Raw genomic sequence first — 20,634 nt, forward strand, 5'->3', positions numbered from 1 at the left:
GCCCCGACCCGAGGACGATCCCGATGAGCAGCACCCCTGAGACGTTCCACGTCTACGACACGACGCTGCGCGACGGCGCGCAGCAGGAGGGCCTGAACCTCTCGGTCGCCGACAAGCTGTCGATCGCGCGGCAGCTCGACGGGCTCGGCGTCGGCTACATCGAGGGCGGCTGGCCGGGGTCGAACCCCAAGGACACCGAGTTCTTCCGGCGGGCCGCCCACGAGCTCGACCTGCAGCACGCCACGCTGGCCGCGTTCGGGGCCACCCGGCGGGCCGGCGTCGCCGCGGCCGACGACCCGCTGGTCGCCGCGCTGCGCGACAGCGGCGCCTCGGTCGTCACGCTGGTGGCCAAGTCCCACGACCGGCACGTCGAGCTCGCGCTGCGGACCACGCTGGAGGAGAACCTCGCGATGGTCCGCGACACCGTCTCCCACCTGCGCACCGAGGGGCAGCGGGTGTTCCTCGACGCCGAGCACTTCTTCGACGGCTACCGCGCCAACCGGGCCTACGCGCTCGAGGTGCTCCGCACGGCGTACGACGCGGGTGCCGAGGTCGTCGCGCTGTGCGACACCAACGGCGGGATGCTGCCGAGCTGGGTCGGTGACGTGGTCGACGACGTGCTGTCCACCGGGGTGCGGGTCGGCATCCACTGCCACAACGACACCGGCTGCGCGGTGGCGAACACGCTGGCGGCCGTGGACGCCGGCGCCAGCCACGTCCAGGGCACCCTGAACGGCTACGGCGAGCGCACCGGCAACGCCGACCTGGTCTCGGTGGTCGCCAACCTCGAGCTCAAACTCGGCCGGCCGGTGCTCCCCGAGGGCCGGCTGCGCGACGCGACCCGGATCGCGCACGCGGTCGCCGAGGTCACGAACTTCCCGCCCGCCTCGCGCCAGCCCTACGTCGGCACCAGCGCGTTCGCACACAAGGCGGGGCTGCACGCCAGCGCGATCAAGGTGGACCCGAACCTCTACCAGCACATGGAGCCCGAGCTCGTCGGCAACGACATGAGGCTGCTGATCTCGGACATGGCCGGCCGCGCCAGCATCGAGCTGAAGGGCGCGGAGCTCGGCTACGACCTGGCCTCGATGGACGAGGGCCGCGAGCTGATCACCCGGATCACCACGCGGGTCAAGGACCTCGAGTCGCAGGGGTACACCTTCGAGGCGGCCGACGCGTCCTTCGAGCTGCTGCTCGTCGAAGAGGTCGACGGGGCCCGTCCGTCGTACTTCGAGGTGGAGTCCTGGCGGGTGATCACCGACTCCAGGCCCGGCGAGGAGGCGGTCTCCGAGGCCACCATCAAGCTGCTCGCCGGGGGTGCCCGCATCATCACGACCGGCGAGGGCAACGGTCCGGTCAACGCGCTCGACCAGTCGTTGCGCGAGGCGATCGGCCAGGCCTACCCGGAGGTCGCGAAGTTCGAGCTGATCGACTACAAGGTCCGGATCCTCGACCAGGGGCACGGCACCGACGCGGTCACCCGGGTGCTCATCGAGACCACCGACGGCGTCTCGAGCTGGGTCACCGTCGGCGTCGGGCACAACGTCATCGAGGCCTCCTGGGGCGCGCTGGTGGACGCCGTCACCTACGGCCTGCGCCGCAACGGCGCCTAGCGACCGGGCCTCAGCCGACCGCCACCACCACGGCGGCCAGCGCCAGCAGGGCGGCCACCGACCCGGTGGCCCACCGGGGACGGGGCACCAGCTTCTCCACGGCGATGAGGAGCGCGACGACCGCCATCCACCCCAGGCTCATCAGGCCGAGCGCGACCAGGGCCGCCATCAGTCCCCAGCAGCAGCCCACGCACCACAGCCCGTGCACCGCGCCCATCCGCAGGGCACCGAGCCGGCCGTCGCGCCAGTGCTCGACGACGAAGGCGACCGGTCCGCGGCACCGGCGCAGGCAGGCGTACTTCGCGGGCGTCAGCTCGTAGGCCGCCGCGAGGGCCAGCACGCCGGCCGACACCCAGCGACCGTCCTCCTGCCAGAAGCGGGAGTCGCCGGCGACCACCTGCCCGGCCCGCAGCAGCAGGTAGCAGAGCAGTCCCGCGCTCGACCAGGCGACCAGGTAGCCGGCCACGAAGAACGCGCTGCCGGCCGGCGCGGCGGGCAGCGCGCGGGCCCTCCGCCCGCGCTGGATCGAGACGTACGTCGCGACCATCGGGGCCACCGACGGGAACATCATCGCGGCCATCATCACGACCCACGTGACCATGAAGAACACCGGCCCGCCCGGGCCCATCGTCATGTCCATGCCCCGGGTGCGGGCGACCGTGAACCACCAGGCCACGGCCGATCCCACCAGCAGCGTGGCGTACGTCGCCAGCCGCCAGCGCAGGAACGGGTCCTCGCGCCACCGGTGGCCCGACGACGCGGCGACGGCGGTGGGGCGCATCGTGCTCAGGCTGACCAGGCGAAGTCCGTGGAGAAGCCGGACTGTCCCGCCAGCGCGGGGACCAGGCCGAAGGCCTCGAAGCGGGACGCACCGGCCTTCCCGAGGGTGAGGGTGGAGCCGGCCGGGTGGAACAGGTGGGTCATCGCTGCCGCCTCGCCCGTCTCGCTGCCGAAGGGGACCACGTCGTCGACCTCGAGCGCGCCGGTGTCGCCGAGGCTCAAGGCGTGGTGCCCGTCCTGGCTCTCGAACCGCATCGGCACCCGGAGCACGCCGAGCTGCTCGCCGACCAGCGGCACCAGTCCGGCCATCGGGCCGCCGAGCGCGCCGCCGAACACCGCTCCGAGCTTGCCGGCCTGCTCCTCGCTCGCGGCCTCGTCGACGAGCACGCCGAGACGCCAGTTGCCCTCGTGCATGAACCGCGGCGTGTCCGCGCAGGCCGCGAGCGTCAGGCCGCCCACGTCGACGCCCTCGATCTCCCCGGTGTCGATGTGGAAGACCAGGACGACGGTGCAGCGGTCCTTGTTGGCGCCGAGGTCGAACGACGCCGTGCAGGGGCAGACCAGGTCGCAGGTGCAGTTCTCGAAGTAGCGGCCAGCGATGTTCCAGGACATGTCGGTTCTCCCGTCGTCCCCCGGCACCTCCCAGCATCTGTCGGGCCGCGGGGCCTGTACATAGCCCCTGGGGGCGGTCTCGCCCCGGGGCGGCTCAGCCCAGCCGCAGGTACGGCGCGGGGTCGATCGCCGAGGCCGGGCCGCCGCCCGCGCGGCGCACCTCGAAGTGCAGGTGGCAGCCGTCCGGTGCGCCCTGGTCGTTCGCCCGGGCGACCAGCCGGCCGGGGCGCACGAGGTCGCCGGGGGCGACGTACACCCTGCGCACGTGGCCGATCAGCACGTCCACGCCGCTGCGGGCCCGGATCCGGAACGCGTAGGGCCCGTACGCCGCACCGGGTGCACCGGACGACGCCGGGTCCACGACGCGACCCCGGACGTTGCTGTTCAGCCGGGTGCCGCACGGCATCGCCACGTCGATGCCGTGGTGGAAGCCGCGGCGTCCCGGGCAGCGCCGGTCGTGCGCGTAGTACGGCGCGACCGTGCAGCCGTAGCCGATCATCACCCGGTGCCGGCCGGCGAACCACGGGCTGGTGTGCAGCCGGTGGTCGGAGGAGTAGAACCGCCAGCGTGGGTCGCGGTCCTCGCGGGCCGCCGACGGCACCGCGGTCAGCCCGGCGAGCAGCACGACCAGGAGGGCGAGGACCAGCGCACGCAGCCGCATGGGCAGCAGCCTAGGACTAGGGTCGTCCCAGGAGACCGGTCGAGGTGCGGAGGGCATCCGATGGCAGACGTGAGGCAGCACAAGATCCTGCTCGACGAGGACGAGATGCCGCGGCGCTGGTACAACGTGCTGCCCGACCTGCCCACCCCGCCGCCGCCGGTGCTGCACCCAGGCACCGGGCAGCCCGTCGGTCCCGAGGACCTGGCGCCGCTGTTCCCGAGGGAGCTGATCCTGCAGGAGGTGTCCGGCGACCAGTACGTCGACATCCCCGAGGAGGTGCAGGACGTCTACCGGCTCTGGCGGCCGAGCCCGCTGTTCCGCGCGCACCGGCTGGAGAAGGCGCTCGGCACGCCGGCCCGGATCTACTACAAGTACGAAGGCGTCTCGCCGGCCGGCTCCCACAAGCCGAACACCGCGGTGCCGCAGGCCTACTACAACGCGCGGGCCGGCATCAGGAAGCTGACCACCGAGACCGGGGCCGGCCAGTGGGGCACGGCGCTGGCGTTCGCGTGCGCGCAGTTCGACCTCGAGTGCGAGGTGTGGCAGGTGCGGGCGTCGTACGACCAGAAGCCCTACCGCAAGATGATGATCGAGACGTTCGGCGGGACGGTGCACCCGAGCCCGTCGGACCTGACCGCCGCCGGCCGCGCGATCCTCGCGGAGCACCCCGACTCGACCGGCTCCCTGGGTATCGCGATCAGCGAGGCCGTGGAGAGGGCGGCCGGTGACCCGACCACCAACTACGCCCTCGGCAGCGTGCTCAACCACGTGCTGATGCACCAGACCGTCATCGGCGAGGAGGCGCTGCTCCAGCTCGCCAAGGTGGGGGAGACCCCCGACCTGCTCGTCGGCTGCACCGGCGGCGGCTCCAACTTCGGCGGCCTGATGTTCCCGTTCCTGCGGGAGAGGTGGGCCGGCCGGATGGCGCCGACCGTGCGCGCCGTCGAGCCGTCGGCCTGCCCGTCGCTCACGCAGGGCACCTACGCCTACGACTTCGGCGACACCGCCGGCATGACGCCGCTGATGAAGATGCACACGCTGGGCCACGACTTCGTGCCCGACCCGATCCACGCGGGCGGCCTGCGCTACCACGGGATGAGCCCGCTGATCAGCCACCTCTACGAGACCGGCGAGATCGAGGCGGTCGCCAAGGGCCAGTCGGAGTGCTTCGCGGCCGGCGTGCTGTTCGCCCGCACCGAGGGCATCGTGCCGGCGCCCGAGCCGACGCACGCCCTCGCGGCCGCGGTCGAGGAGGCCCTGGCCTGCAAGGAGAGCGGCGAGGAGAAGGTCATCCTCACCGCGCTCTGCGGGCACGGGCACCTCGACCTGCCGGCGTACGCCGCCTACCTGGCCGGCTCGGTCGAGGACACGTCGTGGGACGACGCCGACCTGCAGGCCGCGGTGGCGCAGGCGCTGACCCGGCTGCCGCAGCTCGCGTGAGCCGGGGCGTACGGCACGGGCGGCAGGTTGTTCACGTCCAGGCGGGTGGGCTTGGTCGCCTGCTTGGACGTGCGACCGATCGCACGTTGAGAGTCGCTGCATTGGCGGCGAAAGGACGCACCCTTGGGACCGAGCCCGCTGCGTTGGCGCGCGAGCTCTTACCGCGGCGTACTGGTTTGGTTCCTGACCGGTTTTCGGAGACCGGTCGCGCCCTAGTTGGGCAGCAGATCGTTGACCCGGCATCAGCGTCTGCCTAGGTTGATGCTTCGTCAACGAGCCGCAAGAGGGTGAATGCATTGCCTACTGGACCGCTGCACCAGCGCTACGGGGTGGGAACCCTCGGTGCCGACACGAGCGAGGACTGCCGGTGCACGATCGGTGAGGATCACAACGACTACGGCGTCCTTATGGCTGAGGTTAATTTCGGGCAGGACGACGACCAGGACGACGGCGACCGGGACAGCGATGAGACGCTCAACGTTTACGACGCGGCCGATATCTGGATGTCGCATGGAATGGACGAGGACTACACCTTCGGCTACAGCGAAGATGAGTTGCGGCGCGCCGCCGGCAGGTGACCACCACGCGGCGGTATGTGGCACCGAGCTTCGGACCACGGCGCGAGGCCTTGAATGCGGAGGGGATCTCGAGCTGCAGGTGCCTTCGATCCCCTAAGCACTAGGCTCACCGCGTGCCTGTGAACGAGTACGGCCAACCGGTCGGCGACCCGGTCCAGTGGACGCCCGGGCAGCCCCTGGGGCCGGTCACGCTCACCAGCCGCACCTGTCGGCTCGAACCCCTCGGTGACACCCACGTCCCAGCGTTGTACGCCGAACTCTGCGTCGAGTCCCCCACGGAGTTCTGGAGGTACATGTCCGTCGGTCCTCTCGTGGACCGTGAGACCTTCGCGGTGCACCTCGACACGCTGCGCGCACGCCTTCGACGTCGCCGGTGTGCGCGGGTATGAATAGAAGTGCGATTCTCATAAGAGGCCTTCGCGCCGTGCAGCGGCGCGCCTCGGCTTCGGCTGCGAGGAGACAATCCACAATGTCTTGGTCTACAGGGGCCGCAGCCGCGACACCGCCTGGTTCGCGATCACCGATGACGACTGGCCGCGCACCAAGGCGGCCTTCGAGACAGGTGACTGGACCCGGCCACTTCGACTCGGACGACCGCCAGCGGCAACCTCTGCGGGCATTGCCGGCCCCGCAGGTTCTTGGCGTGACCGGTCAGGGCTCGCGCCGGTGAGGACCTTCCTCGGACTCGGAGGCGCCACTCGCCGGCGCGGCCGGTTGATCGCAGACGCCCCGAACTCGAGCCTGACCCGCATCAGGGTCGCCATCCTGGGACTGGTCGTCGTGGTCGCGATCGGCACCGTCGGCTACATGGCGCTCGGGTTCACCCTGCTCGAGGCCGTCTACCAAACCGTGACCACCGTGGCCACGGTCGGCTTCCGGGAGGTCCACCCGCTCAACCCCGTCGGGCAAGTCTTCACCATCGGCCTCATCATCCTCGGCGCCGGCACGGTGCTCTACAGCCTCGGCCTGCTGGTCGAGGCGTTCACCGAGGGACATCTTCGACAGCATCTGGAGAGGCGACGCATGGACCGGGAGATCGAGCGGATGCGCGGCCACGTGATCATCTGTGGCTTCGGCCGAGTCGGACGCGCGGCCGCGGACAGGCTGTTGGCGACCGGCGAGGACGTCGTCGTGGTCGACCGCGACGAGACCCGGCTCGCCGGGGTCGAGACCGCCTACCTCGTCGGCGACGTCACGGGCGACGAGGTCCTGCTACGGGCAGGCATCCACAACGCCAAGGCCTTGATCGCGACGCTCGAGAACGACGCCGACACGGTCTACCTGACCCTCTCCGCCCGTGCCCTCGCCCCCGATCTCGTCATCGTCGCCCGGGCTCGAACAGTGGACTCGAAGGAGAAGCTGCTCCTCGCTGGGGCAACGCGTGCCGTAAACCCCCAGATGATGGGCGGCCGACGACTCGCCACCTTCGCGCTGCAGCCACACGTGACCGACTTCATCGACCTCGCCATGCATGACCAGAATCTCGACTTCCAGATCAGCGAGGTGGAGGTGGTCCCGGGGTCACCGTACGACGGACGCACGCTGGCCGATCTCGATCTCGCCGGTCGCACTGGGGCGAACCTCCTGGCCCTGCGCCAACCCGGCGCCCATGAGTTCACGCCCAGCCCGAGCCTGTCGACCACCCTGTGCGCAGGCGCCGTGCTCATCCTGTTCGGCAGTCGCCGGCAGACGGCCGATCTTGCCCGGCTCCTCGGTCCGTGATGTTGTCGGGCCCAGATGGGTAAGTCCGAGGGGCAGGCCCGGTGTGGCGGCTGTGTTGAGCTGCGAAGGTCCAGAGTCGGCGTTGGATGCCTGCTCGAACCTGGAAGCCCGCGGAGACGCCGATCTGGACGCGACCGAAGTGAAGAACGAGGAGGGAGTCCGATTCCTACGTCACCGCTGTGCCCCCGGCTAAGGCCCTCGCCGCGATGCCCGGTCCAGACGCGGGGTCGCCCAAGGGCTGCGCGCGAGGTGTCACGACATCGACCCCCGCTTACCGACTCAGGCTCTGTCTACTAGTTCCCCCCACCCGCCGCCCCAGCCGCCTTTGACCGGCACCCCAGCGCTCACCGCGCTTCCGGGCGTCGGCCTTCTGCGACCGCACGGACCTCCATATGTCCAGGCCGCTCTTTGTGTCGCCCAACTTGCGCCGCCGATAGTCGACCAACGCCGCGACGAGCAGCGCCACGACGATGACCGCGCCGATAGCGATGAGGAAGTTCATGCCGCATCCCTCTTCCTGAGACAGCCCTCTTCATCATGCGCCGCGCACGGAGGGCCTGCCACTGGCGTGGTGGGGTGGTCGACACCACCGGACAGCACCCAGAAGGGTGGATCTGCCGCAGAGACCGGTGCGACACTGCCGCCATCCGCACATCCTTGATCGCGCGTCACGACCCCAGGGACAGACCCAGTACCAGCGGGCGTTCCAAAGCCGGACTCACGGCACGCTATCCGCGGCATGTCTGCAAGCCATTCCGCGCGGAGAGGCACTCAACCGGATCGAACTGCTGACTGCAGGGTGTATGGCAAGGCGAAGTCGGTCTCATGTGCGCGCCCGTGACCTTGGTCATCGAGATGGGGTCGTAGTGTCCTTCTGGACTGTCGCCATGAGGGCATCGTGTGGTGAAAGGGCTCTTGCCCGGCGAGAGGTACCGCAGAAGGTGATGCTCCCGGTTTCGGCGTGACTCTCTCCAGGTTCCACCAGGGCCCGAATGACCTGAGGAGGTCGCCATGCGAGCACTATCCAGTATCCAGAAATTGCACCACGGGACCCCGGCTCGCGACGGACCTGCCGCCCGGGTCGCGTATCCGGTCGGCCGCTTTGCCCTGCACTATGTGGAGATGTGCGGCGTGATGTGCGTAGGAGCCATCGTCCTGAGCGTGCTGTTCTTCGGGGCGGCGGGACTGCTCGGATTCACCGACCTTCCCCAACAGGCACCCGCGCTGTCGGTCCTGGTCATTGCTATCAACCTGTCCTTTCCGATGGCCGCCTGGATGCGCTTCAGGGGCATGGGCTGGCGGCCAACCCTGGAGATGTCAGGGTCCACGATGCTGACCGGGCTGCTGCTCATCGCGGCCTACTGGCTGGGCATTGTCGACAAGAGCAGTCTGGTCGAAGTGCAGACCAGCCTGGCGTGCCCGCTGATGCTCGCCGTCATGCTTTTGCGCTTCAACTTCTACTCGGGCCACCACGAGGCGCACGCGGCTTGACAGCCCAACATCTTCACGGGATGGCGGCTGGCCTGGCGTTGGTCGCGATGTTGCGGGCACGATGCAAGGGCGCGTACTGGTACTTCATGAAGGCCCGCATCCGCTCGTCGGCAGATCCCGTAAAGGGTGGCGTCCAGTACCGCCAGCAGTACCTGGCCAAGAACCCGAAAGGCTACCAGTGCCACTCGACGACCGGCGTGCCGTTCCCCGAGGACGTGTAGCCGACGCGGTCGTGCGTCTGACCATACCGAGCCACTCCCGTGCGACTGCACATACGCGGCGCGGGGGTCAGCTGGTGCGTTTCCGCTGACGGCCAGGCGGCACGCGCGAAGCATCGCCGGGTGACCAGGACCAACGCCTCTGGTCAGCGCTGCCCCCGTGGAGGACCGTCGTCCTAGGGCGCGATGCCCGGGGTGGGCGCGCCCGGAGGAGGGCCACCATGGCAACCCCCGTCAACCATCCGTCACAGCACCCGGGCCGGCTGCCCGGTGCGAGAACCGCGGGCATCACCTCGAGTCAGGCACTGCTTGCCTGCGGCATCCTCTACGCGCTGCTCTACCCGATCGTCAACGATGTGATCGCAGCAACGATGTACGACGGCTACAGCCGCATGTCCCAGGCAGTCAGCGAGCTGTCTGCCGTCGGCGCTCCGTCGAGAGCCTTCCTCACTGCGACAGGTCCGCTCTTCAACATGTCGCTGATCGCCTTCGGGGTCGGAATCTGGGCCTCCGCAGAAGGCAAGCGTTCGATACGGATCGCCGGGGCCCTCGTGGTCGCCCACGGCGCCATGGGCTTCCTGTGGCTCTTCGCTCCCATGTCCGATCGCGACGTGATTGCTGCCGGCGGGGCGACGTCGGCCGACAGCATGCATCTGGTCCTCTCAGCGGCAACCGGCCTCTTCGTGGCCGCGTACGTGGCCACGCTCGCGGTTGGATTCGGATGGCTCTTCCGCCTCTACTCGGTACTCACGATCGCCACCGCACTCGTCTTCGGGATGCTCAGCGGGCAGGTCCAGCAAGTCGAAGCCGGAGAGCCGACGCCGTACATGGGCCTGCTCGAGCGCATCGGTATCGGGGCCTGGTTGCTGTGGCTCGCCGTCGTCGGGATCATCCTCCTGCGAGCCGGTCAGACGACCCAGGAGTCGGCCAGGACGCCGAGGTAGTCGTAAGCGCGAGCGCGACCTTGATGGACGCTCTACCGGGCGTCGCAGTCCTGGTCCGCGAGACGGCGCTCCAGGAACTCCTGGTCGAAGCGCTTCCTGACCGTCGCCGTCGCGCCCCTCGCCTTCTTGCTCCCCGGCCTCCCAACCGCGGCGGCCTCCGCTGACGCCCGGCCGTGCGTGACAAGCACTGAGTACCAGGCCGTGCACCGTGGAATGCTCAAGCGCGAGGTCATCCGGATCTGGGACGGCCGCGGAACGGTCGCCGAAGGCGGGCGGTTTTACCGCGCATGTTCTGGGGGGGTTTGTGGGTGTCGACTACAGCGTCAAGGTTCCCGCACGGGTGCTTGGCAAGTGGCGCGCCGCGCACTGACTCAGTGTCGCGCTCTCGCGCCAACCGCGGCGGCCCCAATCCCGACCAACGTCATAGTGTCCGGAAGGTTGCACTTGCATGCGACGCCGTTGTCGGCGACGAGGGTCACGAGCCGCACCCGCGCGCGGAGCGATGCGCGATGGAAGTCCGAAGCGGGAGCACGGGTCAGCCCGCGAGCACCCGCAGGAACCGACGGTCCCCGGCGGTAGGTTCGGCGCATGGCCGAGCTGCACGACCTGACCGCCCTCGAGCAGGGGTCCGCGATCCGGGCGGGCGAGGTGTCCTCGGCCGAGCTGGTCGAGCACTACCTCGCCCGGATCGAGCGGCTCTCCGACACCGTGGGCGCGTTCGTCACGGTCACCGCCGAGGCCGCGCGGTCCGCCGTCCCGCGCGGCCCGGGCCCGCTCGTCGGTGTCCCCACCGCGGTCAAGGACCTCAACACCACCGCCGGCGTGGTCACCGAGTTCGGCTCGGCCACCATGAAGGGCTACGTCCCCGACGTCTCCGACGAGGTGGTGCTCCGCCTCGAGCGCGGCGGCCTGGTCAGCCTCGGCAAGACCAGCACCCCGGAGTTCGGCTCGCCCTGCTACACCGAGCCCGACAACGCCCCGCCGGCCCGCACCCCGTGGGACCTCGACCGGATGGCCGGCGGGTCGAGCGGCGGCGCCGCGGCCGCGGTCGCCGCCGGCCTGGTCCCGCTCGCGCAAGGCTCCGACGGCGGCGGGTCGATCCGGATCCCGGCGAGCTGCTGCGGGCTGGTCGGCCTGAAGCCGTCGCGCGGCCGGGTCAGCGGCGGCCCGATGTACGGCGACCCCGTCGGCCTGGGCACCGCCGGCCCGCTGGCCCGCACCGTGCGGGACGCCGCCGCGCTGCTCGACGTGCTCGCCGGCCCCGCGGTCGGCGACCCGTTCTGGGCACCGCCGCCGCCGACGTCGTTCCTCGCCGCCTGCGACGTCGAGCCGGGCCGGCTGCGGGTCGCCCGGTTCCGCACCCCGGTGATCGCCGACGCCCCGCTGCACCCGGCGGTCGTGGACGCCTACGAGTCCGCGACCCGGCTGCTGGTCTCGCTCGGGCACGACGTCGAGGAGATCGACGTACCCGTGCCGCCGGAGGCGGTCGCGACGTTCGAGACCTGCTGGGCCGTCCTCACGGCGCTCTCGGCCGCCCCGCCCGGGACCGAGCACCTGCTCCGCCCGTTGACGGCCTGGCTGCAGGAGCGCGGCCGCGCGGTGTCCGGGCCGGAGTTCGGCCTGGCGGTGGGGGAGGCCCGGCGGATCGCGTCGCGCGCGGTCCGGACCCTGGCGCCGTACGACGCGGTGCTGACCCCCACGCTGGCGCAGCCGCCGCTGCGGATCGGGGAGATCCGCGACGACGCCGACCCGGCGCGGGACTTCGAGAACCAGAAGGCCTTCACGCCCTGGACGTCGGCGTGGAACCTCACCGGCATGCCCGCGGTCTCGCTGCCGCTGCACGTGAGCGAGGACGGGCTGCCGGTCGGCGTGATGCTGGCCGGCCGTCCTGCCGAGGAGCACGTGCTGCTGGGGCTCTCCGCGCAGCTCGAGGCCGCCGCGCCCTGGGCCGACCGCACGCCGCCCTGCTGGTGAGCCGGGACTGGGTGGCCGACCTAGCGCCGCTCGGGCTCGCCCCGGTCGAGGAGATCGGGTCCGGCATGGAGGGCACGGTGATCCGGCTCGAGGGCGACCTGGTGGCCAAGGTCTGGCACGCCGCAGCTCCCGACGACCTGGCCGTGCGGCAGGCGTTCTACGCCGACGTCGCGGACGCGCTGCCGCTGCGGACCACCCGGATCCTCGACGTGGTCCGGGTCGGCGACCGGTGGGCCAGCATCGAGCCGCTGCTGCACGGCATCCCGCTGGCCGGGCCGCCGACGGACCTCGCGGCCGACGCGGTGGCCGACGTGCTCGCCGCGCTCGGCGCCGCGACGCCGACGCCGGCCATGACCACGCTGGGCGCGTTGCCCGGGGAGCCACCGCTCGACGTGTCCGGCGGCTTCGAGGACGGGCTCGCCGACCTGGTCGAGCGTCGCGCGAACGACGTGCTCGCCACCGCGGTGCCGGGCCTCCCGGCCGCGTCCGTGGCGGCCGCGGTGCGAGCCCTCCCGCCGGCGCCGGCTGCTCTGGTGCACGGCGACCTGATCCCGGCCAACGTGCTGCTCGACGACACCGGGCGTCCGTCGGCGGTGATCGACTTCGGCTTCCTGACCACCGTCGGCGACCCGGCCTTCGACGCGGCGGTGACGGCCAGCATCTTCGACATGTACGGCGACGCGGCGCGGTCGACCGAGGCCCGGCTCGACGCGCGCCTCGGCGTCGACCCGCGTCGTGCGGCGGTGCACCGCGCGGCGTACGCCGTGGTCACCGCGACCTGCTTCAGCCCCACCGGAGACGACGGGCACTTCCGCTGGTGCGTCGCGATGCTCGGTCGCGACGACGTGCGGGCCGCGCTCTCCTGACCTGCTGGGAGTGACCTGTCCTCAGGGCGCGTCGACGACCCGCAGCGCCAGCGTCGGGCAGGTGCGGGCCGCCTCCCGGGCCAGCCCGAGCAGCTCGCGCGGCACCTCGCCCTCGACGACCGGGTAGCCCCACTCGTCGAGCGAGATCAGCTCGGGCAGTACCTCGAAGCACAGCCCGCGCCCCTGGCAGGCCGGCCAGTCCACCCGTAGCCGGGCGGTCATCGTCGGCTCCGCGGGCCGGGGAGCGCGTCGGCGTGCCGGTAGGTGCAGTCGCCGGCCGCGTGGGCGTCCAGCTCCTCGCCGAACAGCGCCAGCATCGACCGCACCATCCGGGCCGTGCCGTCCGGGTGCGCGCAGGCGCCGCGCCCGGTGACCGTCCGGGTGAGCTCGCCGACCCGCGCGGAGACGTCCACGCCCTCGTCGAGGGCCCGCACGCCGTCGGTGAGGGCGGGCAGCCCGTTGCGGCACGGCCCGCACCGGCCGGCGGACTGCCCGGCGAGGTAGGCCGTGACGGCCGCCGTCCGGTGCACCGGGCAGTCGCCGGCGGCGAGGGGCAGCACCACACCGGCGCCCAGCGTGAGACCCGCAGCCGCCATCCCGGTCCGGGACAGCGTGAGGTCCCGCAGCGCACCGGGCGCCGCCCAGGTGCCGTGGTAGCCGCCGACCAGCACCGGCCGGTCCAGCACCGGCTCGTCGAGCAGGTCGCGCCAGGGCGTGCCGTGCGTGGCCTCCACCACGACCGGCCGGCCGCTCTCGCCACCGATCGTCAGCAGCCGGGACCCGGGCTCGTCGGCGGTCCCCGAGGTGCGGTACGACGCGGAGCCGGCGCCCAGCAGCAGCGCGACGTGCGCGAACGTCTCGGCGTTGGACAGCAGGGTCGGCCGGCCCCGGTAGCCGGCCCGGGCCTCGGGAGCCCACGCCGTCACGGGCAGGTTCGGGCGCCCGGACAGCAGCTCGATGACGGCGCGGCCCTGCCCGGCGACGAACCCGGGGTCGGTGGTGTGCAGCCGCCAGCGGAGCCGTTCGCCGTCCTGCACGCGCTCGGCGACCGCCCGGCGCAGCGCGGCGGCCACCCCCGGCCGGTCGCCGGGCAGCACCACGTGGACCCGTCGGGTGCCCAGGGCCCGGGCGCACAGGGCCGCGCCGTCCAGCACCAGGTGCGGGCGGGTCAGGGCCAGCGCCGCGTCCTTGAAGCTGGCGGGCTCGCCCTCGCTGACGTTCACCACGACCTCGCGACGGCGACCCGCCTCCGCGGCGGTGCGCAGCTTCGTCGCGAACGGGAAGCCGGCCCCGCCGCGGCCGCGGACGTCGGCCCCGGCCAGGTCCTCGACGAGCCCGTGCAGGGACGGCCGGGCGAGCGGCCCGGCGCGGTGCCGGTGCCGGCCGAGCGACGGGTCGGCCACCAGGTCGCGCAGCAGGAAGGGCCCGGAGCGGACGTCCAGGAGCGGGCCGCCCGGACCACCGGAGGGACGGACCCGCAGCACCGGGTTCACCGGTGGCCGCCGGTGACGAGCAGGCCGTTCACGGCCGCCGTACGGCGGCGGCGGACCGAGCGCCGGCGGAGCCCGGCGAGCCGGACCAGGACGGCCAGGGCCACGGCCGCGACGCAGGCGAGACCCGTGACGCGCGCCCAGCCCTGGCCGGCGTCGGTGCCGATGCCCTGCCCGTGCAGCACCGAGACCGCCCAGCAGGCGTAGGCCGACAGGTGCAGGACCCGCCAGCTGCGGTGCGACAGGCGGGCGCGCAGCAGGCTGGAGAGCACCACGACCGCGACCAGGTCCAGGGCCACCGTGCCGAGCCCCAGCCACAGCGGCTGGTACGTCGCACCGACCGGCACGAACGCCTGCCACCAGCGGATGTCGACGTACTCGTCGACCACGGCCGTCGCGACGTGCACCACGAGGAGGACCGTCGAGACCAGGGCCAGGTTGCGGTGGAAGGACTGGGTCAGGAACCGGGGCACCCGGGACCCGGCGTCGCCCCGGGTGGCCAGGACGCCGAGCACCGTGGTCAGCGTGAGCAGCACCAGCAGGACGACACCGGTCCCGCGGTTGGCGTACCAGAGGAACGGTCCGTGCAGCATCAGGTTCTCCTTACGTCGGTGGTGGGGGCGTCGGCGGGTGCCGGCCACGAGCCGGTGCGGCTCACCGAGCCCTCCCGGCCGACGAGCCGGGCGCTGACGCCGTGGTCGTCGAGCCACGGCACCGCCGCCGGGCCCAGGACCAGGGCGGCGGTGGTCGCGACGTTGGCGGCGACGCAGGTGGGTCCGGTGGCGGTCACGGTGCGCCAGTGCTCGTCGGCCGGCCGGCCGGTGCGCGGGTCGACCAGGTGGTGCCGCTCGCCGTCGCGGGTCCGCCAGCGCCGGACCAGGGTGCTGGAGGTGGCCAGGCCGCCACCGTCGATCGCCACCACCTCGGCGGGTCCGGGGTCGTCGGGGCGCTCGGTGACCCGGACCGTCCAGGCCGGTGCCGGCCCGTCCCCGGGGTCGTCGGGCCCGTCGATGCGCACGTCGCCGCCCAGGCTGACCAGGACGTGCCCGCCGATCGCGTGCACGACCCCGGCCGCGACCAGGTCGGCGGCCCAGGCCTTGGCGGTGGCACCGAGGTCCAGGGCGCACCCCGCGGGCACGCGAAGGGCTCCCTCCGGGTCGGTGCGGATCTCCCGCCACCGGTCGGTGGTGGGCTCGGCAGCCCGGCCCGCGAACGGGGGCCGGCGCTGCTGGACGACGCGCAGGTCGGCGTCGTACCCGATCCGCACCAGGGTGCGGCCCAGGCAGGGGTCCACCAGGCCGCCGGTGCTGGCCGCTGCCTCCACGGCGACCCCGACCGCGCTGACCAGCAGCGGGTCGACCTCGGTCCACCGTCCCGGACGGGCGTTGGCCCGGGTGAGGTCGGAGTCCCGGAAGCGGCTGCAGGTGCGGTCCACCTCGGCGAGCACGCTCTCGGCCACCCGACGGGCCTCGTCGAGCCGCCGGCCGTCCCCGGTGGCGAGGTGCACGTAGGTGCCGAGCGCCCGCCAGCGCGCGGCCGGAGCGACGGCGGCGCCGGGGGCGGTGGGTGCGTGGCCGGGCACGGGACTCAGGAGCCGCTGCTCGGGGCGGGCGCCGGCGCCGGAGCCGGCGCGGGCTTCGGGGCGGGCGCCGGGGCGGGCTGCGGGGCGGGCTGCGGCGGGGACGGCGCACGGGTCACCGGTCCGCGCCCCGACGAGCCGGACGACGGCGCCGGGGGGACGTACGACGGGGTGCTGACCGGCGCACCCGCGCCGGCGGACGCCACGCCGGGGGCGCTGGCCCGGTGCACCACCACGGTGTGCACGACCGTGCGCCGGGGCCGGTCCTTCACCACGGTGACCACCCTGCTCCACGGGATGCGCTGGGCGGCGCGGCCGGCAGCGGCCCGCACCGACGCGGCCCGGAAGGCGTCGGCCTCCTCGCGGGCCTGCGTGTCCAGCGCGGAGCGGTGCGCCGCGACACCGGTCACCGCGCCGGTCGCGGCCACGGTGCCGAACGTGGCGGCGCCGGTGAGCAGCGCGAGCAGGTTCTTCGAGCGGTCCCGGGAACGGGCGGTGTAGCGCATCAGCGTCCTCCACGAGGGGGGTGTGGTCCGCCGAGTGTGGACGAGCGCCGGAAAAGGGGGCCTCATGCCGATGTTAAGAGCAGGTCAGGAATCCCGTGGTCCTTAGGGAAGGCTTGACGTTCCCACGACGCGGCCATAGGGCCGGCGGGCCGAGACTGCCGGGGACGCACCCACGCAGCACCGAACGGGAGTCCTCATGCGAGTGTCCAGCACGATCGTCGGCCTGGTCGGCGCGGCGGCCGGCGTCGGCGCCGCGGTCACCGGCTACCACCACGTGGCCGCGGTCGACGCGCAGCCGCCCTCCTCGACCACCGCCCTCCCGGCGGTCGGTCGTCCGCTCCCGGCACCCCCGACCCGGATCCGGGTCCGGCTGGCCGGCTGCCGGCCTCCCGCGCGGCTGGTGCACGGCGCCTGCGTCACGACGGTGACCCGCATCCGCGTGGTCCACGACCCGGCGCCGGCCCCGCAGCCGGCGGCCCCCGCGGCCCCCGCGGCCGTCGCTCCCGTGCCTGCCGCGGTCCGGCCCACCGCGAGCAGCCCCGCCCCGGCCGCCGCACCGCGTCACGGCGACGACCACGGGGACGACCACGGGGACGACCACGGGGACGACCACGGCGACGACCACGGCGACGACCACGGCGACGACCACGGCGACGACTGACCCGCGCCGGCTACTCCGACGCGGGGACCACCGGCATCCGGACCTCCACCACGGCGCCCCGGTCCGGCGCGGTCCGGATGCTCGTCCGGCCGCCGAACCCGTCCACCGTGCGCCGCACGATCTGCAGGCCGAGGCCGGTGAATCCCGGGCGGTCGGCGGGGGCGTGCGACCGGTCGGGGATGCCCGGCCCCCGGTCCTCGACGACCAGCCGCACCGCTCCGTCGACCGGCTCGAGCGTGATCGCGAACGCGGTGCCCTCGGGGGTGTGCGCGAAGACGTTGTCCACCAGGATGTCGAGCAGGTCACGCAGGTCCCCGGGGTCGACCGCGACCCGGGGAACCGCGGGGGAGAGGTGCACGGTGACCGCACGGTCCTGGTCGTCGGCGAGCGCCGACCAGAACGCCACCCGGTCGCGGACCACCGGGCCCGGGTCGCAGGACGTCGCCATGTCGTGCCGCAGCGGCTGCCGGGCCTCCTTGACGATCGCGTCGATGGTGCGCTGCAGGTGACCGATGTGCTGCTGGAGGCGCTCGGCGATCTCGCCCTGCTGCACGGCCTCGGCGTCCAGCCGCAGGGCGGTCACCGGGGTGCGGAGCCGGTGGGACAGGTCGGCCACCGCGGCGCGCTCGGCCGCGAGGAGCTCGGTGATCCGCTCGGCCAGCCGGTTCAGCGCGACCCCGAGCTCCTGGGTCTCCGGAGGACCGTCGGGCACCGCGCGGGCCGCCAGGTCGCCGCCCCGCAGCCGGTGCGCCACGTCGGCCAGCGCCGTCACCGGGGTGCTCACCCGACGGCCGAGGCGGTCGGCGATCACGATCGCGACGAGCAGGAGCAGCGTGCCGAGCAGCCCGATCCCGATCCAGGCCCGGGTCACCCCGTGGTGCAGGACCTGGGCGGACACCGTCGTGCGCACGACGTCGGTGCCGGCCCCGTTCACCACCGGCACCAGGATCTCGGCGCCGGAGCGGCTGGTGCGGGTGAAGGCGTTGCCCGCCCGGGCGCGGCGCACCGACGGGTCGCGGGCCAGGCCGGGAGCGGCCGCGCCGAGGACCGTCCCGTCCGCGGTCAGCACGCTGGTCCGCGCCGGTCCCCGCTCGTCGACCGCCGTGACCAGCGGACCGAGCCGCGGGTCGTCCTGCAGGCTGGAGACCAGGATCGCCACGTTGCGGGCCTCCTGGTTGGCGCCGGCCATCCCGCGGTCCTCGGCCATCGTGCGCACCAGCAGGCACAGCGGGATCACGAACGCCAGGACGACCGCTGATGTCGTCGCCGCCACCAGCCAGGCCACCCGGCGCCGCATCAGGTCCCGCCGTCGGTGCGCGGGTCCACCAGGCGCACGCCCACCCCGCGCACCGTGTGCAGGTAGCGCGGCTCGGCCGCCGACTCCCCGAGCTTGCGACGCAGCCAGGACAGGTGCACGTCGACGGTGCGCTCGCCGCCGCCGAACGCCTGCTGCCACACGTCGGAGAGCAGCTGCCGCTTGGACATCACCTGGCCGGCGTGCGAGGCCAGCGCGAGCAGCAGGTCGAACTCCTTGCGGGACAGGTCGACCGGCTCACCGGCGAGCCGCACGCTGCGGGCCCGCGGGTCCAGCTCGAGCTCGCCCACGACGACGGTCGCGTCCGGGGTGCTCGCGGTCCCGCGCCGCAGCACCGCCCGCATCCGGGCCGCGAGCTGGTCGAGGCCGAACGGCTTGACCACGTAGTCGTCGGCACCCGCGTCGAGCGCCCGCACGATCGTCGCGTCGTCGTCCTGCGCGGTGATCACGATGACCGGGGTGTCGCCGAGGCCGCGCAGCATCGCGAGGACCTGCAGGCCCTCGAGGTCGGGCAGCCCGAGGTCGAGCAGCACCACGTCCGGCTCGGCCTTGGCCGCCACCTCGAGCGCGGCGAGCCCCGACTCGGCGGTGGTCACGACGTACCCGCGGTCGCGCAGGCCGCGCGACAGGGCCATCCGGATCCCCGGGTCGTCCTCGACGACCAGGATGCTCGTCATGGCGGCACGCTACGCCTGCCCGGCTGGCCCGGGGGACGAACCGGTGGGAGAGTGCGCAGATGACCAGACGGTCGCTCGTCCTCGGGGTGCTCGCCTGGGTCGCCGTGGTGATCTCGGCCTCCGCGGTCACCTGGGCGGTCATCGACGCCGCCGGCCAGCAGGTGCTGTCCGCCTCGGACGTGCCCCCGCAGGCGGCGACGCCCGCGGAGCCGCCGGTGCCCACCGCGTCGACCGGCACGATCCGGCCCTCGCCGCGGGCGTCCGCGACCCGGTCACGGACGGCCGGTCCCGTGCCCACGAGGACGGCGTCCCCGTCCCCGTCCCCGTCGGCGCCCACGCCCCGGCGTTCCCCGTCGGGACCGCCCTCCCCGACCGGGCAGAGCGCCCCGCCCGCCTCGCAGCAGCGCACCTGGCAGGGCCCGGCCGGGTCGGTGGCCGTGCGCTGCTCCGGCACCAGCGCATCGCTCCAGTCGGCCAGCCCCAGCGACGGCTACCGCGTCGAGGTCGGGTCCCGCGGACCCGGCGAGGTGGAGGTGAGGTTCCGGGCCGACGAGCGGGAGGTCAAGGTGCGCGCGGAGTGCGTCGCGGGCACGCCACGGTTCTCCACCGAGAACCGGGGCGGCGAGCGCTCCGACGACTGAGCGGGTCAGACCGCCAGCAGGCGCTCGCACTCGGCGACCAGGCGCGCGCGCAGCGGCGCCCCGCGGTCGGCGAAGGCGCGCTGGGCCGCGGCGTACTCCACCTTCCCGGCCGCGGTCTCGACCCGCACCGGTGCGTACCCCAGCCCCGACAGGTCGTACGGCGACGCGCGCATGTCGAGGACCCGGATGTCGCGGGCGAGCTCGAAGCAGTCGGCCACCAGGTCCGAGCAGACCAGCGGCGAGAGCCGGTAGGCGTGCTTGTAGAGGTCCATCCCGGCGTGCAGGCAGCCCGGCTGCTCGAACTGCGGCCGGTCGTCGCTCGCCGGCTGCAGCGTGTTGCGCGGCCGGGCGTCGTCGGTGAAGAACCGGAACGCGTCGAAGTGCGTGCAGGAGATCCGGTGCGACTCGACCACCGCGTCGGTCCCGCCGCCCCCGAGCCGCAACGGCCAGGAGGCGTGCCGCACGTCGTCCTGGGGGGAGCCGGTAGACCATCGCCCACTCGTGCATCCCGAAGCAGCCGAGCTGGGCCGGCCGGGCGGCGGTGGCGCGCAGCAGCCGGTGCAGCGTGGTCAGCAGCACCCGCTGCGAGTCCAGGTGCTCGCGGGTGACGGCGGCGACGCCGGACTCCCGGGTGGTGGAGACCTCGTACCCCTTCAGCCCCGCGTACGACGCCCCGTCGGCCAGCCCGGTCCCGAAGCCCGGGTGCCAGCGCCGCAGCGCCGCGGGACGCTGCGCGTAGTAGCCGAACAGGAAGTCCTCGACCGGGTGCGCCACGCCGGCCGCGCGCCGCGCGAGGTGCGGCTGGACCCACGCGTCGACCCGGGTCTCGTGCGCGGCACGACGGGCCGACCAGGTGGGCTCGTCGA

The 20,634-nt window shown here is 73.3% G+C and carries 24 protein-coding genes; 12 read left to right on the plus strand and 12 right to left on the minus strand.

The features are described 5' to 3' along the window. Window positions 1-23 precede the first annotated feature (23 nt). Window positions 24-1,613 (plus strand): citramalate synthase, encoded by a 1,590-nt coding sequence (gene cimA, locus KRR39_RS04065; protein ID WP_216940857.1) that lies wholly within the window; start codon window positions 24-26, stop codon window positions 1,611-1,613. 10 nt (window positions 1,614-1,623) lie between these two features. Here cimA and KRR39_RS04070 read toward each other — a convergent pair whose 3' ends face one another. The 3 genes from KRR39_RS04070 to KRR39_RS04080 form a co-directional block, all read right to left on the minus strand. Next, on the minus strand, window positions 1,624-2,394 hold the full coding sequence (locus KRR39_RS04070) for a DUF2182 domain-containing protein (protein WP_216940858.1): 771 nt from the start codon (window positions 2,392-2,394) through the stop codon (window positions 1,624-1,626). Window positions 2,395-2,399: 5 nt separating this feature from the next. Then, entirely contained in the window at window positions 2,400-3,005 is a 606-nt protein-coding gene (locus tag KRR39_RS04075; protein WP_216940859.1) for a DUF1326 domain-containing protein, read from the minus strand. Window positions 3,006-3,099: 94 nt separating this feature from the next. Then, entirely contained in the window at window positions 3,100-3,666 is a 567-nt protein-coding gene (locus KRR39_RS04080) for a M23 family metallopeptidase (RefSeq protein ID WP_216940860.1), read from the minus strand. A gap of 69 nt (window positions 3,667-3,735) precedes the next feature. On the opposite strand from KRR39_RS04080, the gene KRR39_RS04085 reads away from it, so the two are divergent. The 4 genes from KRR39_RS04085 to KRR39_RS04100 all read left to right on the plus strand — a co-directional run bounded on the left by KRR39_RS04085 (window position 3,736) and on the right by KRR39_RS04100 (window position 7,406). Next, window positions 3,736-5,106 carry a TrpB-like pyridoxal phosphate-dependent enzyme gene (locus tag KRR39_RS04085; protein ID WP_254185502.1) on the plus strand — a complete coding sequence of 457 codons (1,371 nt, stop codon included), beginning with the start codon at window positions 3,736-3,738 and terminating at the stop codon, window positions 5,104-5,106. Between the two features lie 329 nt (window positions 5,107-5,435). Next, on the plus strand, window positions 5,436-5,684 hold the full coding sequence (locus tag KRR39_RS04090; protein ID WP_216940862.1) for a hypothetical protein: 249 nt from the start codon (window positions 5,436-5,438) through the stop codon (window positions 5,682-5,684). 113 nt (window positions 5,685-5,797) lie between these two features. Further along, window positions 5,798-6,073, plus strand: coding sequence for a hypothetical protein (locus tag KRR39_RS04095; protein ID WP_216940863.1), 276 nt, complete (start codon window positions 5,798-5,800; stop codon window positions 6,071-6,073). An 85-nt stretch (window positions 6,074-6,158) separates the two neighbouring features. Continuing rightward, the gene (locus KRR39_RS04100; RefSeq protein ID WP_216940864.1) at window positions 6,159-7,406 is read left to right on the plus strand and encodes a potassium channel family protein; all 1,248 of its coding nucleotides are present in this window, start codon (window positions 6,159-6,161) and stop codon (window positions 7,404-7,406) included. 271 nt (window positions 7,407-7,677) lie between these two features. Here KRR39_RS04100 and KRR39_RS04105 read toward each other — a convergent pair whose 3' ends face one another. Next, entirely contained in the window at window positions 7,678-7,908 is a 231-nt protein-coding gene (locus KRR39_RS04105) for a hypothetical protein (RefSeq protein WP_216940865.1), read from the minus strand. 509 nt (window positions 7,909-8,417) lie between these two features. Between KRR39_RS04105 and KRR39_RS04110 the strand changes: the two genes are divergently transcribed. From KRR39_RS04110 to KRR39_RS04130, 5 genes are all read left to right on the plus strand, one after another. Then, window positions 8,418-8,897, plus strand: a complete 480-nt coding sequence (locus KRR39_RS04110) for a hypothetical protein (RefSeq protein WP_216940866.1) — start codon at window positions 8,418-8,420, stop codon at window positions 8,895-8,897. A 20-nt stretch (window positions 8,898-8,917) separates the two neighbouring features. After that, window positions 8,918-9,118 carry a hypothetical protein gene (locus KRR39_RS04115; RefSeq protein ID WP_216940867.1) on the plus strand — a complete coding sequence of 67 codons (201 nt, stop codon included), beginning with the start codon at window positions 8,918-8,920 and terminating at the stop codon, window positions 9,116-9,118. A gap of 218 nt (window positions 9,119-9,336) precedes the next feature. After that, window positions 9,337-10,059, plus strand: a complete 723-nt coding sequence (locus KRR39_RS04120) for a DUF998 domain-containing protein (protein WP_216940868.1) — start codon at window positions 9,337-9,339, stop codon at window positions 10,057-10,059. A gap of 588 nt (window positions 10,060-10,647) precedes the next feature. Next, window positions 10,648-12,033, plus strand: a complete 1,386-nt coding sequence (locus KRR39_RS04125) for an amidase (protein WP_216940869.1) — start codon at window positions 10,648-10,650, stop codon at window positions 12,031-12,033. A gap of 11 nt (window positions 12,034-12,044) precedes the next feature. Then, window positions 12,045-12,899 (plus strand): phosphotransferase family protein, encoded by an 855-nt coding sequence (locus KRR39_RS04130; protein WP_216940870.1) that lies wholly within the window; start codon window positions 12,045-12,047, stop codon window positions 12,897-12,899. Between the two features lie 21 nt (window positions 12,900-12,920). Here the strand turns inward: KRR39_RS04130 and KRR39_RS04135 are convergent, their stop codons facing one another. From KRR39_RS04135 to KRR39_RS04155, 5 genes are read right to left on the minus strand one after another with little or no spacing between them, the layout of a single operon-like run. Then, window positions 12,921-13,121, minus strand: coding sequence for a ferredoxin (locus KRR39_RS04135; RefSeq protein WP_216940871.1), 201 nt, complete (start codon window positions 13,119-13,121; stop codon window positions 12,921-12,923). Beyond that, window positions 13,118-14,392 carry an NADH-ubiquinone oxidoreductase-F iron-sulfur binding region domain-containing protein gene (locus tag KRR39_RS04140; RefSeq protein ID WP_216940872.1) on the minus strand — a complete coding sequence of 425 codons (1,275 nt, stop codon included), beginning with the start codon at window positions 14,390-14,392 and terminating at the stop codon, window positions 13,118-13,120. Before KRR39_RS04140 ends, KRR39_RS04135 begins: the two co-directional genes overlap by 4 nt. Continuing rightward, window positions 14,389-14,982 (minus strand): DUF8596 domain-containing protein, encoded by a 594-nt coding sequence (locus KRR39_RS04145; protein ID WP_216940873.1) that lies wholly within the window; start codon window positions 14,980-14,982, stop codon window positions 14,389-14,391. Before KRR39_RS04145 ends, KRR39_RS04140 begins: the two co-directional genes overlap by 4 nt. Then, a complete protein-coding gene (locus KRR39_RS04150; RefSeq protein WP_216940874.1) occupies window positions 14,982-15,971 on the minus strand; it encodes an FAD:protein FMN transferase in 990 nt (329 codons plus the stop codon). The genes KRR39_RS04145 and KRR39_RS04150 overlap by 1 nt, the downstream gene beginning before the upstream one ends. A 5-nt stretch (window positions 15,972-15,976) precedes the next feature. Further along, window positions 15,977-16,474 carry a hypothetical protein gene (locus tag KRR39_RS04155; RefSeq protein WP_216940875.1) on the minus strand — a complete coding sequence of 166 codons (498 nt, stop codon included), beginning with the start codon at window positions 16,472-16,474 and terminating at the stop codon, window positions 15,977-15,979. Window positions 16,475-16,670: 196 nt separating this feature from the next. Between KRR39_RS04155 and KRR39_RS04160 the strand changes: the two genes are divergently transcribed. Continuing rightward, a complete protein-coding gene (locus KRR39_RS04160) occupies window positions 16,671-17,135 on the plus strand; it encodes a hypothetical protein (protein WP_216940876.1) in 465 nt (154 codons plus the stop codon). A 10-nt stretch (window positions 17,136-17,145) separates the two neighbouring features. Here KRR39_RS04160 and KRR39_RS04165 read toward each other — a convergent pair whose 3' ends face one another. Next, on the minus strand, window positions 17,146-18,432 hold the full coding sequence (locus KRR39_RS04165) for a HAMP domain-containing sensor histidine kinase (protein WP_216940877.1): 1,287 nt from the start codon (window positions 18,430-18,432) through the stop codon (window positions 17,146-17,148). After that, window positions 18,432-19,127, minus strand: a complete 696-nt coding sequence (locus KRR39_RS04170; RefSeq protein ID WP_216940878.1) for a response regulator transcription factor — start codon at window positions 19,125-19,127, stop codon at window positions 18,432-18,434. Before KRR39_RS04170 ends, KRR39_RS04165 begins: the two co-directional genes overlap by 1 nt. Window positions 19,128-19,186: 59 nt before the next feature. Between KRR39_RS04170 and KRR39_RS04175 the strand changes: the two genes are divergently transcribed. Continuing rightward, window positions 19,187-19,768, plus strand: coding sequence for a hypothetical protein (locus tag KRR39_RS04175; protein WP_216940879.1), 582 nt, complete (start codon window positions 19,187-19,189; stop codon window positions 19,766-19,768). 5 nt (window positions 19,769-19,773) lie between these two features. Here the strand turns inward: KRR39_RS04175 and KRR39_RS24310 are convergent, their stop codons facing one another. Next, window positions 19,774-20,232: a hypothetical protein gene (locus KRR39_RS24310; RefSeq protein WP_254185503.1), complete on the minus strand. Its 459-nt coding sequence runs from the start codon at window positions 20,230-20,232 to the stop codon at window positions 19,774-19,776. Window positions 20,233-20,634 lie beyond the last annotated feature (402 nt).

It is taken from the genome of Nocardioides panacis (genome assembly GCF_019039255.1).
GTDB classification, from domain to species: Bacteria; Actinomycetota; Actinomycetes; order Propionibacteriales; family Nocardioidaceae; genus Nocardioides_B; species Nocardioides_B panacis.